Here is a 15957-nt window from a genome sequence, read left to right as displayed (position 1 = left end):
TTTTATTTAATTCAGAATACGATTAAAGATCTTTAAAGTGAAAAGAGCTTCTTCCATCTGCATAATCAGCAACTACCTGGCCGTTTCCATATAGTTTAAATTTGTAGGTAACAAGACCATCCAAACCTACAGGACCCCTGGCATGCAGCTTTCCGGTACTGATGCCAACCTCTGCGCCAAAGCCGTAACGGAAGCCGTCCGCAAATCTGGTGGAACAGTTTTGATATACGCCTGCTGAATCAACCAAGAGCATAAATTTTTCTGCTGCAGCGGCATCCTCTGTAATAATGCTGTCCGTATGGTGAGAACCATATCGGTTAATATGGGAGATTGCCTCATCGATGCCGTCAACCAATTTAATAGAGATGATATAGTCCAGATATTCCGTATCAAAATCTACATCTGCAGCAGCTTCGCAGGAGATGATTTCCCTGGTTTTCTGACAGCCTCTGATGGTTACTAGTTTTTCGTCAAAAGCAGCTTTCAGCAGCGGGAGCAATTCCCCAGCCTTCTCTTTGTGAACCAACAGCGTTTCCACAGTATTACAGGCAGCAACATACTGGGTTTTTGCATCCACAATAATTGGGATTGCCTTTTTAATGTCGGCTGCTTCATCAACGTAGATATGGCAAACACCGTCTGCATGACCCATTACGGGGATCTTGGAGTTGGACATGATGTATTGAACGAATTCATTGGAGCCTCTGGGAATCAGAAGATCAATGGCTTCATGGCATTTCAGCAGCTCATCTATTTCCGCTCTGTTCTCGATGAGAGTAAGGAACCCTTTCGGCACTCCGCTGTTGGTTCCGGCAGAGTATATGACTTCAAAGAGAGCTTTATTGGTGTGCGCAGCCTCGCTTCCTCCTTTGAGAATAGCGCAGTTACCGCTTTTCAGACAAAGGGTTGCGATTTGAACAAGAGCATCGGGCCTTGACTCAAAAATCACACCAATGACGCCGATGGGGCAGGTGACCTTGCTCAGAGTCAGCCCTGTATCAAGCTCCCGTTCCATGAGTTTATTCCATAGAGGGTCTTTTAATGTGATCAGACTATTGATGCCAGCGATTACGTCTGCCAGCTTATGTTCGTCAAATTTCAGTCGCTTGACAATGGGAGATGCAAGATCTGCTTTTGCTGCTTTATCCAGATCTATTTTATTCGCGTCGAAGATTTTTTCTTTATTCTCTTCAAGGGCAGTTGCAATCGCAGCAAGAGCCTGATTTCTGAGATCACCCCCAAGAAGGCTCATCTGCGTACTGTCGATCTTGATTTGTCTCGTGATTTCAATAATATTTGACATATTCATTCTCCTTCTGATTAAAATAGGCTCCTAAAAATATGATACGCCTTTTTTACATTCGCCTGCTTTTTCACTGCTTCTTTTCGCTTTTCATTGGATGCGAAGCTGGCAATGGGCTCAGGTCCTTTGACAAGGGTTCTTTTAATATAAACGGTGCCATCCCTCTTACTATGCATATTCCAAGAAACCAGCATGATTTTTCCGTACATCAGTTCAAGACATGTGATTCCCCGGGGATGAATGCAGCATCCGGTATTAAAATAGGATGTTTCACCAGCAGAAGGAAATTTTGGTCTGTGGGTATGGCCGCAGATAATCATAATATCACGCTGCTCATTCCATTTATTGTAGCTCTTTTCAATCTTGTGCCTTTTTGTGCGGTTTTTGGCTGGACTTGCGGCATATTTTACACCCATGACATGCAGGAACTTCCATATGTAGCGTATTAAAATGTATGATACTCTCCAAAGCTGGTCATTGATCAGGTCACCCTGGTGCCCGTGGACCACGAAAACCTCCTGACCACTGTTACGATGCTTCATTAGCAATGCTTCGTGCACATAGAGGCCGGGAAACAGATCTTCCTTCAGATCCAAGTACTCGTCGTATATGTGATATAGATTTTCCTTTACATATTTTGGATCCCGCAGCTGCATGTTATGATTGCCGAAGAGCATGAGCAGCCGGTTGGACTTGTGAAAGCCCTTTAGAAGCTCAAAAACTGAGACGTGTGCGGAACGGATATGTTCGTAATGAGGATGTTCCCAAAGCTCATCACCGTCACCGACCTCGACATAAGTAAAATCATTTTGATAATAATAATTCAGCGCATGGTAGTAGATATGGCGATTTCTCCCGAATTCATCAGAAAGGCTGTCATCGCCTCTGTGCACATCGCCAAAAAAAACAAATTTGGAATTATCGTCAAAGGGCACGGGAAAGGCCCTCTCAAAAACAGAATCCAATCTTGCGCGGGTTCTCATAACGTTGGTTTCCTTTTAATATTTAATAGATTATGTGCGATTATTCTATCATCCGTGCAAACCGCAGCTCCGGTTTGCTGCACACCGATACAATAATTGCATTCGTACAAAACCCATCGGATTTTGTTTCGTATGTGCAATTATTATAACACAAATCGACAGTCAAATTACCAACCAATTTATGCTTGGAAACAGTTTTCTATGCAGGAATCTTTTCTGAAGAAAGGAAGCCCCTCTATGGATGTTGCTTTCAGGAAAAGCCGTACTACAGCTCTTTGAGAATCTCGCGCAGAATTAGTTTTGCAAGATGATTGGTTTCTCCGTAGTTCACTTCATCCTGGCTGCTGATCAGCAGATAGCCGCTTTGATAACCGGGATGTTTTTCCAATTCGCCAAGTTGAAACGGAAAATCCTCCAAATCCACGCAATAATAGCCATTCATGTTCTTTAAAGGCACGCGAACAGAAAAATCTTTCTGCTTAGCTGAAAAAAGCGCTTCGTGGCTCTCATGGTAGCTTCTATAGTCCAGCGACGTATTTTTATGTATCCCGGAAACGGTAAGAATGTTTTTTTGTAACACCAGCTTTTTAATATAGGCTCTTTTTTCTCCTGACGAAACAGCAAATCCGGTATGAAAAGCGATCTTGTGCAGATCCAGCTTGTCAAATACCTTGATCAGGCGGGAGAGCTGAAGCAGATCATCTCTGTTGTGAAGCAGGATTGTGTCACGAAGCTGAGGGTCACCGGTTCGCATATATCGATAATACAATTCAACACTTTCTTTACCGGAGATTTCGTCGCTGCGGTCTGACCAAAGCCCCAGAAACGTTTCTACAGTTTTCTGTTTTAAATTTGGAAGCATCTTTCTGAACGGTGAATGCTGATCCAGGATTCGATATAGATCTATGCTGAGAAAAATCGGAAGCTCTTCTCGGGGAATGCGGTTATATCTTGCTCGCCTGCTTAAAAAGGGAAGGTCAAAATGATCTCCGTTATAACTTACGACCACGTCAAGATCCTTCCACTTCTGAAAGTAAGTACGCAGAACTTCTGCTTCCTCTTCTTTGGATTCGGCTAAAAACTGGTACGCCTTTTTTCCGTTTTCCTCTGGCAGCACGATACCACCCAGAATGCATTGGCTCCGATCTGGGCTTAGACCTGTAGTTTCAATATCGATAACACCGACATTCAGATCCCCGAAATAAAATCGGTAGATATTGGATTCATAAAAATCTTCCTGATAGCTTTCGTTGATACAGTACATATTTTATATTCCTTTTTTTATGTATTGATTTTTATTAATATTTTTTGTAACTTATTGGTGATCTCATAAAAATTCATCGTCTGTTTGGTAGTTAGATACCCCTTACCCAGTGGCTTTAATCCACAAGTTTTCTGCTCTTCTTGCTTAGTTCGAGGTAATAGTGCCTTCTGAACACTGGAAAATAGGGCTTCTGTTTCATTTTAGCACGAAAGCGCAAAAAACAAAACAAACTGCAGGGGAGCAGTTTGTTTTGTTCAAAAGGGGTATTGGGATTAGAGATTAATGAGGTTATCAGGGGGATAACCACGAACACATTATAACTAATTGTGATATGAAATGCAAGTCTTCGACAAAAAATTAATAAAAAAATTTTTTGCTGTCGAACGATTTTTCGCATGAAAAAAAAGGAATAAGCACAAGAACAAAGAATATAGTAGAGCAAAACCTATTCAAAAGGGAAATTATAACAAGTATTTAGGGAGGTTACAACAATGGAAGTACTAAAAGTATCAGCGAAGTCAAATCCTAATTCAGTAGCAGGAGCATTGGCAGGCGTCTTGAGGGAAAAAGGGGGGGCTGAGATACAGGCGATCGGAGCAGGAGCTCTGAATCAAGCGATCAAGGCAGTTGCTATTGCACGAGGCTTTGTTGCACCAAGCGGAATTGATCTGATTTGCATACCCGCATTCACCGATATCCTGATAGACGGCGAAGAAAGGACTGCAATCAAGCTAATTATTGAGCCGAGATAGGTTTCTGTACGGAAAATTCAAAGAGACTGCGCATTCGCGCAGTCTCTTTTACATAATTGGTGCATTCCGATGCATTTTATCAGAAACAAAAGCTAGGATTCTTGATTTTAGATAGCAACAAGTATATAATTTATTGTTAACATTAATATGCTTTTTTAAATAGAATGAAAATGGAGATATTGAAATGAGTACGGACAGATACGAAAACCCGCTGATCACTAGATATACGAGCAAAGAGATGGCCCGCATTTTTTCCTCCGACGTAAAATTTGGTACCTGGAGGACCTTGTGGATCGCTCTGGCTGAGGCGGAAAAGGCCCTGGGCCTGCCGATTACGGATGAACAGATCGATGAGATGAAGCAGTTTAAAGATAAGATTAATTATGAAGAAGCGGAAAAGAGAGAAAGAGAAACGAGACATGATGTAATGTCCCACGTTTATGCCTATGGTCTGCAGTGCCCAAAAGCAAAGCCGATCATTCACCTTGGTGCTACCAGTGCTTACGTGGGAGATAACACAGACATTATTGTGATGAAGCAAGCTTTGGAAGTAATTCGCAAAAAACTGGTAAACCTGATGAATCAGCTGAGCCGTTTTGCATTGGAATATAAAGATCTGCCGTGTCTTGGATTCACTCATTTTCAGGCTGCCCAGCTAACTACCGTAGGAAAACGAGCTTCCCTCTGGCTTCAGGATTTCTATTTTGACTATCTGGAATGTGAACGATTGATTGAAACCCTTCCGCTTCTTGGAGTCAAAGGTACAACCGGAACACAGGCCAGCTTTGTGGAGCTCTTTGACGGAGATATGGAAAAGGTCAGAAAGCTGGATTCCATGGTGGTGGATGGTCTGGGCTTTAAAAAAGCTGTCGCGGTGTCGGGACAAACCTATACCAGAAAGCTCGATTTTATGGTCCTTTCCATGCTCAGCGGCATCGGGCAGAGCGTTCATAAGATGACCAATGATATCAGACTTTTGCAGCATCTGAAAGAAGTTGAAGAACCATTCGAAACCAAGCAGATTGGTTCCTCAGCAATGGCGTATAAACGAAATCCGATGCGAAGTGAACGCGCTGCTTCTCTTGCCCGGTTTGTAATGAACTGCATCGGAAATACGGCAGACACTGCAAGCACTCAGTGGTTTGAGAGAACGCTGGACGATTCGGCAAACAGAAGAATCGTAATCCCGCAGGCTTTCATGGCAACTGACGGGATTCTGGATATCTGCAGAAATATCTCCACCGGTCTTGTGGTTCATGAAAAGGTAATCACGCAGCATATTATGAATGAGATTCCCTTTATGGCCACAGAGAACATCTTGATGGAAGCTGTGAAAAAGGGTGGAGACAGGCAGGAACTTCATGAAAGAATCAGGGAACACTCTATGGCTGCGGGAGCCAGAGTCAAAGACGAGGGACTGAACAACGATCTGTTGGAGCGGATTGCTGCAGACGAAGTTTTTGGTCTTTCCTTGGAAGCAATCAAGGATCTTCTAAAGCCGGAAGACTATATTGGAAGATCAGCAGATCAGACGGTAGAACTGATTGAAGAATATATCAAGCCGATTGTAGATCAATACAGTGATGAAATTGGCGGAGAGGTAGAATTAAGGGTTTAAGAATGAGTGCAATTGGAGATTTAATTCAAGACAGCAGAAAAATTGTAATTAAAATAGGAAGCAATGTGTTATCTGATGATGAAGGTTTTGTAAATAAGGAGACGCTTCATAATATCGTTGAGCAGGTTGCAGGTTTGTACAGAGAGGGGAAGCAGGTAATCATCGTTTCCTCAGGCGCAGGAATCTGCGGTGTTGCAGCGATCAATAAATGGAGCCGCAGAGGAGACATTAATTATAAGCAGGCATTATGCGCAATCGGTCAGGTCGAACTGATGAATGCATATAAGGAGTATTTTGCTGATTATGAACTTCATGTAGGACAGATGCTCCTAACGAGAGAAGATTTTGGTGATCACATCAGAACGCTCAATATCAGAAATACATTATTTACTCTGGTTGACGAAGGCGTTATTCCAATCATCAATGAAAATGACAGCGTCAGTGTAGATGAGATCAAGATTGGAGATAATGACACGCTTGGCGCACTTACAGCAAATCTGTGGAATGCCGACCTGCTGATCATTCTGAGCGATATTGACGGCGTATTTGATAAAAATCCCAAGGATCATAAGGATGCAGAACTCATCGAAGAAGTCTATGACATTGATGGTTTGCTTACCGAGATCGATTCCAGAGGAACAAGTGCCTTTGGAACAGGAGGTATCGTTACGAAAATACAGGCAGCCCGTAGAGTTAATGAGTACGGTATTTCAATGCTTCTTGTAAACGGCAAGAAAAAGGATATTCTGGTGAATGCAATCAATGGCACCGAAAAGGGAACAATCTTTTTCTGCCAGGGGAGGTAGGAATATGAAATTTGGTTTTATTGGAACGGGCAACATGGGTACGGCGCTGATCAAAGGGTACATGACAGCGCATCCCGCAGAGCTGAAAAATCTCTTTGCCTACGATAAGGATACGGAAAAGCTGCAGGCACTTGCTGATGAACAGGGGATTACACCCTGCGAAAGCCTGGAGGAACTGATGAAAAACGCAGATGCGATTGTACTGGCTGTTAAGCCAGGCATTTTCGATAGTCTCCTGCCAGAAATTGGAGGGTTATATCAAGCGCATCAAGTTCTTGTATCCATTGCAGCCGGGATCAGTATTTCCTATATGGAAAAGCTTGTTGATGCTTCCGGTATCAAAATCGTCAGAGTGATGCCCAATACTCCCGCAATGGTCAATGAGGGAATGAGCGCGCTTTGCAGAAATAGCAGCATAACCGACGACGAATTTGACGCTGTTTCTGAGTTGTTTCGATCCGTGGGGAAAGCCGAAGTTGTCTCGGAAAACCTGATTGACACGGTGATCGGTGTCAGTGGAAGCAGTCCGGCCTATACTTATATGTACATTGAAGCATTGATTGATGCAGCTGTTGCAGGGGGCATGAGCAAAGAAAAGGCGTTGGTCTTTGCGGCTCAGTCGGTACTGGGCGCAGCCAAAATGGTTCTTGAGACTGGAGTCGATCCAGTGACACTGAGGGAGAATGTCTGCTCGCCGGGAGGGACTACCATCGAAGCGGTGAAAGTACTCCAAGGCAACGGATTTTACAGCAATGTGCAGGATGCGTTTAACGCAGCTGCTCAAAAGTCAAAAGCCATGACGAAATAGAGATTGCCGTTAAGCTGATTTGGGTATTCTTTTAAGGGCACCATAACAATAATTGGAGAATGGAAATGGGGTAGAGACTATGATCGTTGAAGAAAAGACCATATCGAGTGAAAGGATCTATGAAGGCCGGATTCTGAATCTCCGGAAGGACAAGGTTGAGGTGAAGGACGGAAAAACTTCTTACCGGGAAATTGTGGAGCATAACGGCGGCGTCGCCCTTGCAGCAATTACCGCTGAAGGAAAGATGGTTCTTGTGAAACAATTCCGGAAGGCAGCAGAAAAGGCTGTACTGGAAGTGCCGGCTGGGAAGATTGAAAAGGGTGAAGATCACCGCCTTACGGCAGCACGGGAGCTGAAGGAGGAGACTGGATATACAGCTGGAAAGATTGAGTTTGTAACCTCTTTTTATTCCTCCATCGGCTATTCCACGGAAGTGATTTACCTTTATCTAGCCACAGACCTTTCTCCGGGAGAGACAGAATTTGATGAAAATGAAGCCATCGACATCTTTGAATATGAGCTGGCTGAACTCAAGCAAATGATCTTCAGCAATGAAATCGAGGATGCAAAAACCATCGCCGCTATACTATTAACCGAGTCAATAATGGCGAAAGGAACGATTCAATAAAGCAGCCTCCTAAGATGGCAACTGCAAATAAAAGATTGAGAAACAAATAAGAGCCTGAGCTTTCTGCCAAGCTCTTTTTGATTCCAAATTTTCGGTTGGATATGGTGTGAAAAGCAATATTCAAAGCCGCAACGCATGCTAGGATCATGGCGGGGATAATCAGTAGATTTTGGGGGATCATGGACGTAAATACGATTGCGACTCCTTTGAAATTCATGGAATCAATCAGCAGAGCCGCAGAAAAGCCCAAAGCCATCCCTTTGTAAACGAGGGCAGCCAGAGCAATGGGAAAGCCGATAGCAGCCATACCGGAAAGCAATATGATAATCAGAAGTCCGAGATTGTTTCCGGCTGAGTTCATAAAAATATCTGTAAAGGCAAGATCCTTCGGATTTGACAGAAAGAAATACTTGTCAAGATAGGAAATCATACCTTCCTTCTCTGCGCTGGTCATCATAAGTTCTGTAAATACTCCCGCTGATAAGCCCAAAACAAAGAAAAACAAAGCTGCGACGAAGCTCGCTGGGCTTGACATAATCAGGTCGGAAGCTTTATTTACTGTATTACGTTTCATAGGGAACCCTCCTTTGTACTTCTTTACAAATTATGAGTGAGACAAGGATTTTAGTACATGTTTTTCGCCCCACCCTGTTGTAAACACGCTGCTCTTGCGATATACTTTAGATGCAGCATAAGATGCGGCGAATCAATCAGTTACGGAGAGCCAAATGAACGGATTTATCAATGACTTTATGAACTACCTATCAGCAGAAAAGAAAATGGCACAAAACTCACTGGACGCTTATAAGCGTGATGTTCAGGAATTTGCCGATATGATCCGGGACAAGCAGGGGCTTTCTCTTTCCGATGCCAGTAACACAGAGGTTGTTTCATTTCTTTTGAAATTGAAAAATGAAGGGAAATCAGCTGCGACGGTTAATCGGAAAATTGCATCTCTGCGTGCGTTCTATGGATTTATGCTCCAACAAAATCATGTGGCAGTAAATCCGACCGTAAATATAAAATCCCCTAGGATTGAACGAAAATCCATCGAATATTTGACCATTGAGGAGGTTGAAATACTTCTTTCTTCACCGGACAAGTCTTTGAAGGGTTTGCGGGACAAGGCGATTTTGGAACTGCTTTATGCTACCGGAATTCGCGTGAGCGAAGTAGTGGAGATGAATCTGGACGAGGTTAATCTTAGAATGGGTTTTGTTACCTGCACCGGAGAACATGGAAAAGCAAGGATTATTCCCATGGGACGGCCCTCAAGAGCAGCCGTTGAGGAATATATTTATGATGTACGGGGAAAATTGCTAAAAGATGAAAACAGTTCTGAAAAAGCACTTTTTGTCAATTATACCGGTGGACGTTTTACGAGGCAGGGGCTTTGGAAATTACTCAAGGAGTATGCCGCTCTTGCGGGACTGGAAAACAAGCTGACTCCTCAGACTCTGAGAAATTCTTTTGCAGTACATATGATTCAGAACGGAGCGGATTTAAAATCCCTTCAGGAACTTATGGGACACGAGGACATCACCGCAACGCAAATTTATCTGTCTGTATCTAAGAATCGGATCAAGGAAGTATATGACAGAGCGCATCCAAGGGCTTAAACTCAGGGAAGCAATGATTCATTACAAGCGCACACCCCATGCAATCAGCGTTTCTTAAACTATGGGGTAAAGTGAAGCACTATGTAATAAAAAGAAAAAATAGATCGAAACACTTTGAAAAACAGCTTGATTTATATCAATGGCTGTGTTAAGATATTAAACGGTGTATTACGGGCGGTCCTCTGGATATAGAACTTACCTAAATTGCGTTTTTTTATGAAAATCATAATGGGTAAGAGGATGGATACCAAGAACGTCTATGAGGAAAGGAGGAAATAATATGGATATAATGCAAATGATCGCACAGGACTATGTGAGAGAAGATATCCCAAAGTTCAACGTTGGTGATACAGTAAAGGTACACATTAAGATCAAGGAAGGCACAAGAGAAAGAATTCAGATCTTTGAAGGCTTTGTTCTTAAGAGACAGAACGGCGGACTTGGAGAAACATTTACTGTCAGAAGAATTGCTTCCGGCGTAGGTGTTGAAAAAACTTTCCCGCTTCATTCTCCCAGAATTGACAAGATTGAAGTAGTAAGATCCGGAGACGTAAGAAGAGCGAAGCTCAACTATATGCGTGAAAGAACCGGAAAAGCAGCTAAGATTAAGAGCAAAGATAATAAATAAAGCAAATTAGGGAGCCTGTAGGTTCCCTTTTTTATCGAATAGGAGTGATATTGCTATTCGATAAAAAAGGGAGTACAGAGGGCACACCGCATTTTCGTGATAGAAAGGAGGTAAGAAATGATGGAGCATATTAATTGGTATCCCGGACATATGAAGAAGACCAGAGAACTGATTCAGGAAAATCTGAAGATGGTGGATATTGTCGTTGAAGTAGTGGATGCGAGGATTCCCGTATCCAGCAGAAATCCCATCATCGATGAGCTGATCAAAAGTAAACGCCGAATTATGATTCTGAATAAGAGTGATCTTGCCGACGGCAGAGGAAATGAAGCATGGGTTGAATATTTCAAAAAACAAGGGTTTGAAGTACTGCAAATGAACTGCATGACGGGAAATGGCATACCGCAGCTGTTGAAACTTCTTACCTCTATTCAGGACGCAAAAAATGAGGACAAGATTCTTAAAAAGTCTCTTCGTATGATGATCGTGGGCGTACCCAATGTAGGAAAATCATCGCTGATCAATCGTTTGACAGGGAAAAAAAGTGCTAAGACAGGGAATAAGCCGGGTGTTACAAGAGGAAAACAATGGCTCAACATCGCAAATGGTATGCAGCTTTTGGATACACCTGGAATTCTCTGGCCCAAATTTGAGGACCCAAAAGCGGGTCTTGATCTGGCTTTCTGCGGATCCATCAAGGATGAGATTCTTGATGTGGCGAGCCTTGCGCTGGAGTTGATCAAGGTACTACAGGAGGATTATCCAGAACTTCTGAAAGAGCGGTACAAGCTTGAGGAAGTCGGAGAAACCGGGCTGGAAACGATGGAAAAGATCGCTGAAAAGCGAGGCTTTATCCAGTCGGGAAAACGGATTGACTACGAAAGAACCGGAAGGACTGTTCTGGATGAATTTCGTGCGGGAGCCATAGGCAGAATTACCTTGGAGAGTGCTCCTCGGGATTAGTATGTGAACGCAGCAAGGGCTGTGAATCTGGGATGAGCCTATGAATGCGGAATCATCCGTGGATGTTTTGCGCAAAAAGCAATGCTTACTCAGCTTTATGAGGTACGTAGTATGAAAAAAGAAGAACGAGAGCAGAAAGCACGGGAACGCCTTGGTGAGATGATGCGGGTGGAGCAGGAGCTGTATCAGACCGGTGTTCGATTTATAGCAGGAGTCGATGAAGTCGGACGAGGTCCATTGGCAGGACCGGTCGTGGCCGCGGCAGTAATTTTGCCCTGGGATTTCAAGGTTCTCGGGGTGGATGATTCCAAGAAGCTGTCGGAAAAAAAGCGAGAAAGTCTCTACGATTCAATTCTTGAAAACGCGGTGGCATACGGCATCGGCATTGCTGATAACTATGTCATTGATGAAATTAACATTCTGGAAGCCACCAAGCTGGCTATGAGAAAGGCTTTGGATGGGTTGTCAGTGAAACCCGACTACATATTAATCGATGCCCTGACCTTGAAGGATATGCCAATCCCACAAAAGGGTATTATAAAGGGAGATAGTATCAGCGTTTCTATCGCTGCCGCTTCCATTGTTGCAAAGGTGACAAGGGATCGGCTGATGAAGGAATACCATGAGCGGTTTCCACAGTATGCCTTTGATCAAAACAAAGGATATGGAACGAAAGCTCATTATGAAGGGATCAATTGCTATGGAACGTGCCTCCTTCATCGCAGGTCCTTTTTAAAGAGCTATTTTGCTCAAGAAGAGGAAGAAGCAACAGCAGACAATTCCGAGGAAGATTTCAATGAAGCGGAGATTCAGGTAACGTTTATTTAATGCGGATTTCTTTCGGGCGGATCGCGGAGCCGTAAATTTGCAAATTGGGGCGCCGTGCCGTTGACAGTAAAAGTTCGTCCGTGTATAATCATGTTGTAATTAAGTGTCATGAAGGCACTCCAAGTATTTTGCAAGTGGAATCTTTCCCCACGCAAAACGAGTATTTGAAAATACGCTTTTTCCGGAAAGACCCGTGCCATGAAGGCGATTAGCTGAGCTGTTGAAACAGGCTCCTGTCCCCATGGTATTTTTTGTTGTAAAGAAAGGGAGTGTCAAGTATGCATATGGCAGATGCTTTGATTACGCCAGCGGTAGGCGGCGTAATGCTCGCAGTGAGTGCCGGAGCCATCGGGTATTCGGCAAAAAAAGTAAAAGAAGAACTGGATGATAAAAAAGTTCCTTTAATGGGAGTGATGGGTGCCTTCGTATTTGCAGGCCAGATGATTAATTTCACCATTCCTGCCACAGGATCCAGCGGACATATCGGTGGAGGCATTCTGCTTGCCGCCTTATTGGGCCCTCATGCGGCTTTTCTGGTTATTTCCGCAGTACTACTGATACAGGCGCTGTTCTTTGCTGACGGAGGCTTGCTGGCGCTGGGCTGTAATATTTTCAATATGGGATTTTTTGCATGTTACATAGCGTATCCTTTTATTTATAAGGCAATGATTCATAAAAATTTTACAGCAAAAAGGATAAGCGCTGCATCCATCTCGGCGGTGGTCGTCGGTTTGCAGCTGGGGGCTTTCGCTGTGGTTTTGGAGACGCTGATTTCAGGGATTACTGAGCTTCCCTTTGGATCCTTTGTGCTGCTCATGCAGCCCATCCACCTTGCAATCGGACTTGGCGAGGGAATTGCAACCGCTGCGGTGCTCAGCTTTGTATTAAAGTCAAATCCCGTGCTTCTTGACGGATACAATGAGGAGGTCCCTAACCCGAAGATGCAGAGCAAAAGGGTCATTGTTATTCTTTTGGCAGCTGCAATCGTAATCGGCGGTTTTGTTTCCCTGTTTGCATCCGGAAACCCCGACGGACTGGAATGGTCCATGGAGGGAGTTGCAGGCACGGCAGAACTTGAATCTGACAGTGCCGCGCATAATACGGCGGCAGGCATACAGCAACTCTTTGCATTTCTGCCGGATTACGGGTTTAAGGGCGGAAGTGAGGAAAGCGCTGCAGCCGGAACCTCTGTCTCAGGAATTGTGGGAGGCAGTATCACTCTTGGACTTGCAGCCCTGACAGGCTATCTGATTACAAGATCGAAGAAGAAGAAGGTAAAATGTCAAAGCTAACGGATTCACTCAATAAAATACAGTCTCTGGAGGAGCTGTCGGACGGGTCTACGGTACTTCACCGGATCCATCCTATGGCAAAAATGATTACAACCATCTTTTTTCTGGTGGTTGTAATCTCCTTTGAACGTCATCAAATCAGCGGATTGATTCCGTTTTTTATCTATCCGATCCTGATGATGGCAATCGGAGAAATTCCATATAAATCAGTGCTCTCACGATTGTTGATCGCACTGCCTTTTTCTTTTTTTGCGGGCCTGTCCAATCCCATTCTAGACAGAGAGACGGCATTCATACTCATTGGTATTCCTGTTTCCTATGGCCTTCTATCCTTTCTGTCCATTCTTCTTAAGACAGTTCTTACGGTTATGGCTGTTTTGATTATGGTTGCTACAACACCGATGGATCAGCTTGCAAGGCAGCTTGTTAGAATCAGAGTGCCCAAAATTTTCGTCATGCAGCTGATGCTGACCGTTCGCTATCTGTCCATTCTGATATCTGAGGCATCTGGCATGATGAATGCTTATCATTTAAGATCCATCAGGCAGAACGGAATAGCGCTTGACCATATGGGAACCTTTTTAGGCCAGCTTCTGCTGAGAAGCTATGGCCGGGCAGAAAGAGTTTATCTCGCAATGAAATGCAGGGGTTTTGACGGTGATTATCATTTTGCGGGGTCTCGCAACGCAGGAACCTCGGATCTGATATTCTGTTTCGGACTCTGCATTTGCTTTTTTATCTTACGGTGGTGCAATTTCAGTTTGATAGTCGGAAGACTTTTCGGTCAATAATAATCAATAATACAAAGCGAATCACTGCGGAAATGCGGTGAAGATATAAGATATGGAAGGAGTGCCGGTGTGATAACAATAAAAAATATCGGTTTCTGTTACCCGGACGGACACCGGGCATTGAATCATGTCTCAATTGATATTCAAAAAGGAACCAATGTCGCAGTGGTGGGAGCAAATGGTGCAGGAAAGTCAACCTTGCTGGCACTGATTGTTGGGCTGTATAACCTGATGGAGGGGAAAATTGAGATCGATGGTACGGCAGTCGGAAAAGGGACCTTAGTAGAAATTCGCAAAAAGGTCGGTTTTGTGTTTCAAAACCCAGATGATCAGCTATTTATGGCCAGGGTATATGATGACATTTCATTCGGCCCTAGAAACTTCGGCTATCCACCGGAAAAAATAACGGTGATGGCCGATACCGCGTTAGAAATCATGAAGATCGGACATCTTAAAGACAGGGCACCTCACAAGCTTTCGGGCGGAGAAAAACGAAACGTTGCGATCGCCGCTGTGTTGGCTATGAATCCGGAAGTATTGCTTCTCGACGAACCCAGCTCCTATCTGGATCCCAAGAGCAGAAGAAACTTCATTTTGGCCATGGAAAAATTGCCCCATACAAAATTGATTGCGACCCACGATCTGGATCTGGTACTTGATCTCTGTGACAGAGTTATCATCATGAGCCGGGGAGAAATAATTGCTGATGGAGCACCTATGGAGCTGTTCCTTGACGATAAGTTGATGGATCGTTCGGGATTGGAGCTCCCACTTAGCCTGCAGATCAGAAAATAGATATATTTTGACATTTTACCGGATATCATATAAAATTTTCTAGTACTCAGTGACTCTGAAACTCTGTGTGTGGAAGGACTTACCAGATGCGGATATTCACTGGAATGAAAGGGGACAGGGGAAAGAAACATGGATCAAACATACTTAACCAGTATTTTAGACAAGGTAGCCAAGGGCGAGGTATCCATTTCAGCGGCTGTGGAGCAGCTGAAGGAATTGCCCTTTCAGGATATCGGGTTTGCAAATATAGATGAACACAGGAATATTCGTACAGGTCATCCCGAAACGATCTATTGTGAAGGGAAAACTCCGGATCAGGTGGCAGCCATCATGGACAGGATGATGGAGAGCAATGCCAATATCTTGGCTACAAGAGCTTCGAGGGAGGTTTATGACAAAGTGACGGAGGTTGCTCCGGAGGCGATATATCATCCAGAGGCTAGGGTGATTGTTGTCCAAAGAAATCAAACTCTTCGTTCGGATAAAATCATTGCAGTGGTTACCGCTGGAACCTCTGACATTCCAGTAGCGGAAGAGGCAGCGCTTACCGCTGAAGTGATGGGAAATAAAGTGGATCGGATCTATGATGTAGGTGTTGCAGGAATCCACAGATTGTTCAGCAAGCTGGATCGAATTCGGGCTGCCAATGTGGTCATTGTTGCAGCGGGGATGGAGGGAGCGCTTGCCAGTGTGGTGGGCGGTCTTGTGGACAAGCCTGTCATAGCCATACCAACCAGTGTCGGATATGGAGCAAACTTTGGAGGCATTTCAGCATTGCTGACCATGCTTAACAGCTGTGCAGCAGGCGTTGCTGTCGTTAATATTGACAACGGCTTTGGAGCAGGCCATCTGGCCGCAAAAATCAATCAATTGTAAAAT

16 protein-coding genes and 1 pseudogene are annotated in these 15957 nt (G+C 44.0%); 13 read left to right on the top strand and 4 right to left on the bottom strand.

The annotated features are described in order from the left end of the window. Window positions 1-22: 22 nt before the first annotated feature. The 3 genes and pseudogenes from FRZ06_08800 to FRZ06_08790 all read right to left on the bottom strand — a co-directional run bounded on the left by FRZ06_08800 (window position 23) and on the right by FRZ06_08790 (window position 3550). On the bottom strand, window positions 23-1303 hold the full coding sequence (locus FRZ06_08800) for a glutamate-5-semialdehyde dehydrogenase (GenBank protein ID QOX63445.1): 1281 nt from the start codon (window positions 1301-1303) through the stop codon (window positions 23-25). Between the two features lie 101 nt (window positions 1304-1404). Continuing rightward, window positions 1405-2286: pseudogene (locus FRZ06_08795) on the bottom strand (serine/threonine protein phosphatase). A gap of 265 nt (window positions 2287-2551) precedes the next feature. Then, the gene (locus FRZ06_08790) at window positions 2552-3550 is read right to left on the bottom strand and encodes a hypothetical protein (GenBank protein QOX63444.1); all 999 of its coding nucleotides are present in this window, start codon (window positions 3548-3550) and stop codon (window positions 2552-2554) included. Between the two features lie 491 nt (window positions 3551-4041). Between FRZ06_08790 and FRZ06_08785 the strand changes: the two genes are divergently transcribed. The 5 genes from FRZ06_08785 (at window position 4042) to FRZ06_08765 (ending at window position 8162) form a co-directional block, all read left to right on the top strand. Beyond that, a complete protein-coding gene (locus FRZ06_08785) occupies window positions 4042-4302 on the top strand; it encodes a stage V sporulation protein S (GenBank protein QOX63443.1) in 261 nt (86 codons plus the stop codon). 184 nt (window positions 4303-4486) lie between these two features. Next, window positions 4487-5920 (top strand): adenylosuccinate lyase, encoded by a 1434-nt coding sequence (locus FRZ06_08780; GenBank protein ID QOX63442.1) that lies wholly within the window; start codon window positions 4487-4489, stop codon window positions 5918-5920. Between the two features lie 2 nt (window positions 5921-5922). Then, window positions 5923-6726, top strand: coding sequence for a glutamate 5-kinase (gene proB, locus FRZ06_08775; GenBank protein ID QOX63441.1), 804 nt, complete (start codon window positions 5923-5925; stop codon window positions 6724-6726). 4 nt (window positions 6727-6730) lie between these two features. Then, window positions 6731-7534 (top strand): pyrroline-5-carboxylate reductase, encoded by an 804-nt coding sequence (proC, locus tag FRZ06_08770; GenBank protein QOX63440.1) that lies wholly within the window; start codon window positions 6731-6733, stop codon window positions 7532-7534. A 79-nt stretch (window positions 7535-7613) separates the two neighbouring features. Beyond that, window positions 7614-8162, top strand: a complete 549-nt coding sequence (locus FRZ06_08765) for an NUDIX hydrolase (GenBank protein ID QOX63439.1) — start codon at window positions 7614-7616, stop codon at window positions 8160-8162. Here the strand turns inward: FRZ06_08765 and spoIIM are convergent. After that, window positions 8116-8736, bottom strand: coding sequence for a stage II sporulation protein M (gene spoIIM / locus FRZ06_08760; protein QOX63438.1), 621 nt, complete (start codon window positions 8734-8736; stop codon window positions 8116-8118). The two genes, FRZ06_08765 and spoIIM, sit on opposite strands and share 47 nt — an antisense overlap. A 154-nt stretch (window positions 8737-8890) precedes the next feature. On the opposite strand from spoIIM, the gene FRZ06_08755 reads away from it, so the two are divergent. The 8 genes from FRZ06_08755 (at window position 8891) to larB (ending at window position 15954) form a co-directional block, all read left to right on the top strand. After that, window positions 8891-9781 carry a tyrosine recombinase XerD gene (locus tag FRZ06_08755; GenBank protein QOX63437.1) on the top strand — a complete coding sequence of 297 codons (891 nt, stop codon included), beginning with the start codon at window positions 8891-8893 and terminating at the stop codon, window positions 9779-9781. A 280-nt stretch (window positions 9782-10061) separates the two neighbouring features. After that, the gene (locus FRZ06_08750) at window positions 10062-10409 is read left to right on the top strand and encodes a 50S ribosomal protein L19 (protein QOX63436.1); all 348 of its coding nucleotides are present in this window, start codon (window positions 10062-10064) and stop codon (window positions 10407-10409) included. A 117-nt stretch (window positions 10410-10526) separates the two neighbouring features. Beyond that, the gene (gene ylqF / locus FRZ06_08745) at window positions 10527-11372 is read left to right on the top strand and encodes a ribosome biogenesis GTPase YlqF (GenBank protein ID QOX63435.1); all 846 of its coding nucleotides are present in this window, start codon (window positions 10527-10529) and stop codon (window positions 11370-11372) included. A gap of 81 nt (window positions 11373-11453) precedes the next feature. Continuing rightward, the gene (locus FRZ06_08740; GenBank protein QOX63434.1) at window positions 11454-12200 is read left to right on the top strand and encodes a ribonuclease HII; all 747 of its coding nucleotides are present in this window, start codon (window positions 11454-11456) and stop codon (window positions 12198-12200) included. Window positions 12201-12478: 278 nt separating this feature from the next. After that, complete coding sequence (locus FRZ06_08735; GenBank protein ID QOX63433.1) at window positions 12479-13492, top strand: cobalamin biosynthesis protein CbiM; 1014 nt, start codon at window positions 12479-12481, stop codon at window positions 13490-13492. Next, window positions 13480-14283, top strand: a complete 804-nt coding sequence (cbiQ, locus tag FRZ06_08730) for a cobalt ECF transporter T component CbiQ (protein ID QOX63432.1) — start codon at window positions 13480-13482, stop codon at window positions 14281-14283. The genes FRZ06_08735 and cbiQ overlap by 13 nt, the downstream gene beginning before the upstream one ends. A 69-nt stretch (window positions 14284-14352) precedes the next feature. Next, on the top strand, window positions 14353-15078 hold the full coding sequence (locus FRZ06_08725; protein ID QOX63431.1) for an ABC transporter ATP-binding protein: 726 nt from the start codon (window positions 14353-14355) through the stop codon (window positions 15076-15078). 129 nt (window positions 15079-15207) lie between these two features. Continuing rightward, entirely contained in the window at window positions 15208-15954 is a 747-nt protein-coding gene (gene larB, locus FRZ06_08720; protein ID QOX63430.1) for a nickel pincer cofactor biosynthesis protein LarB, read from the top strand. The last annotated feature ends 3 nt before the right edge of the window (window positions 15955-15957 follow it).

This window comes from Clostridiales bacterium (assembly GCA_015243575.1).
GTDB lineage: Bacteria > Bacillota > Clostridia > Peptostreptococcales > Anaerovoracaceae > Anoxybacterium > Anoxybacterium hadale.
This window is presented reverse-complemented; position numbering and strand designations above follow the sequence as displayed.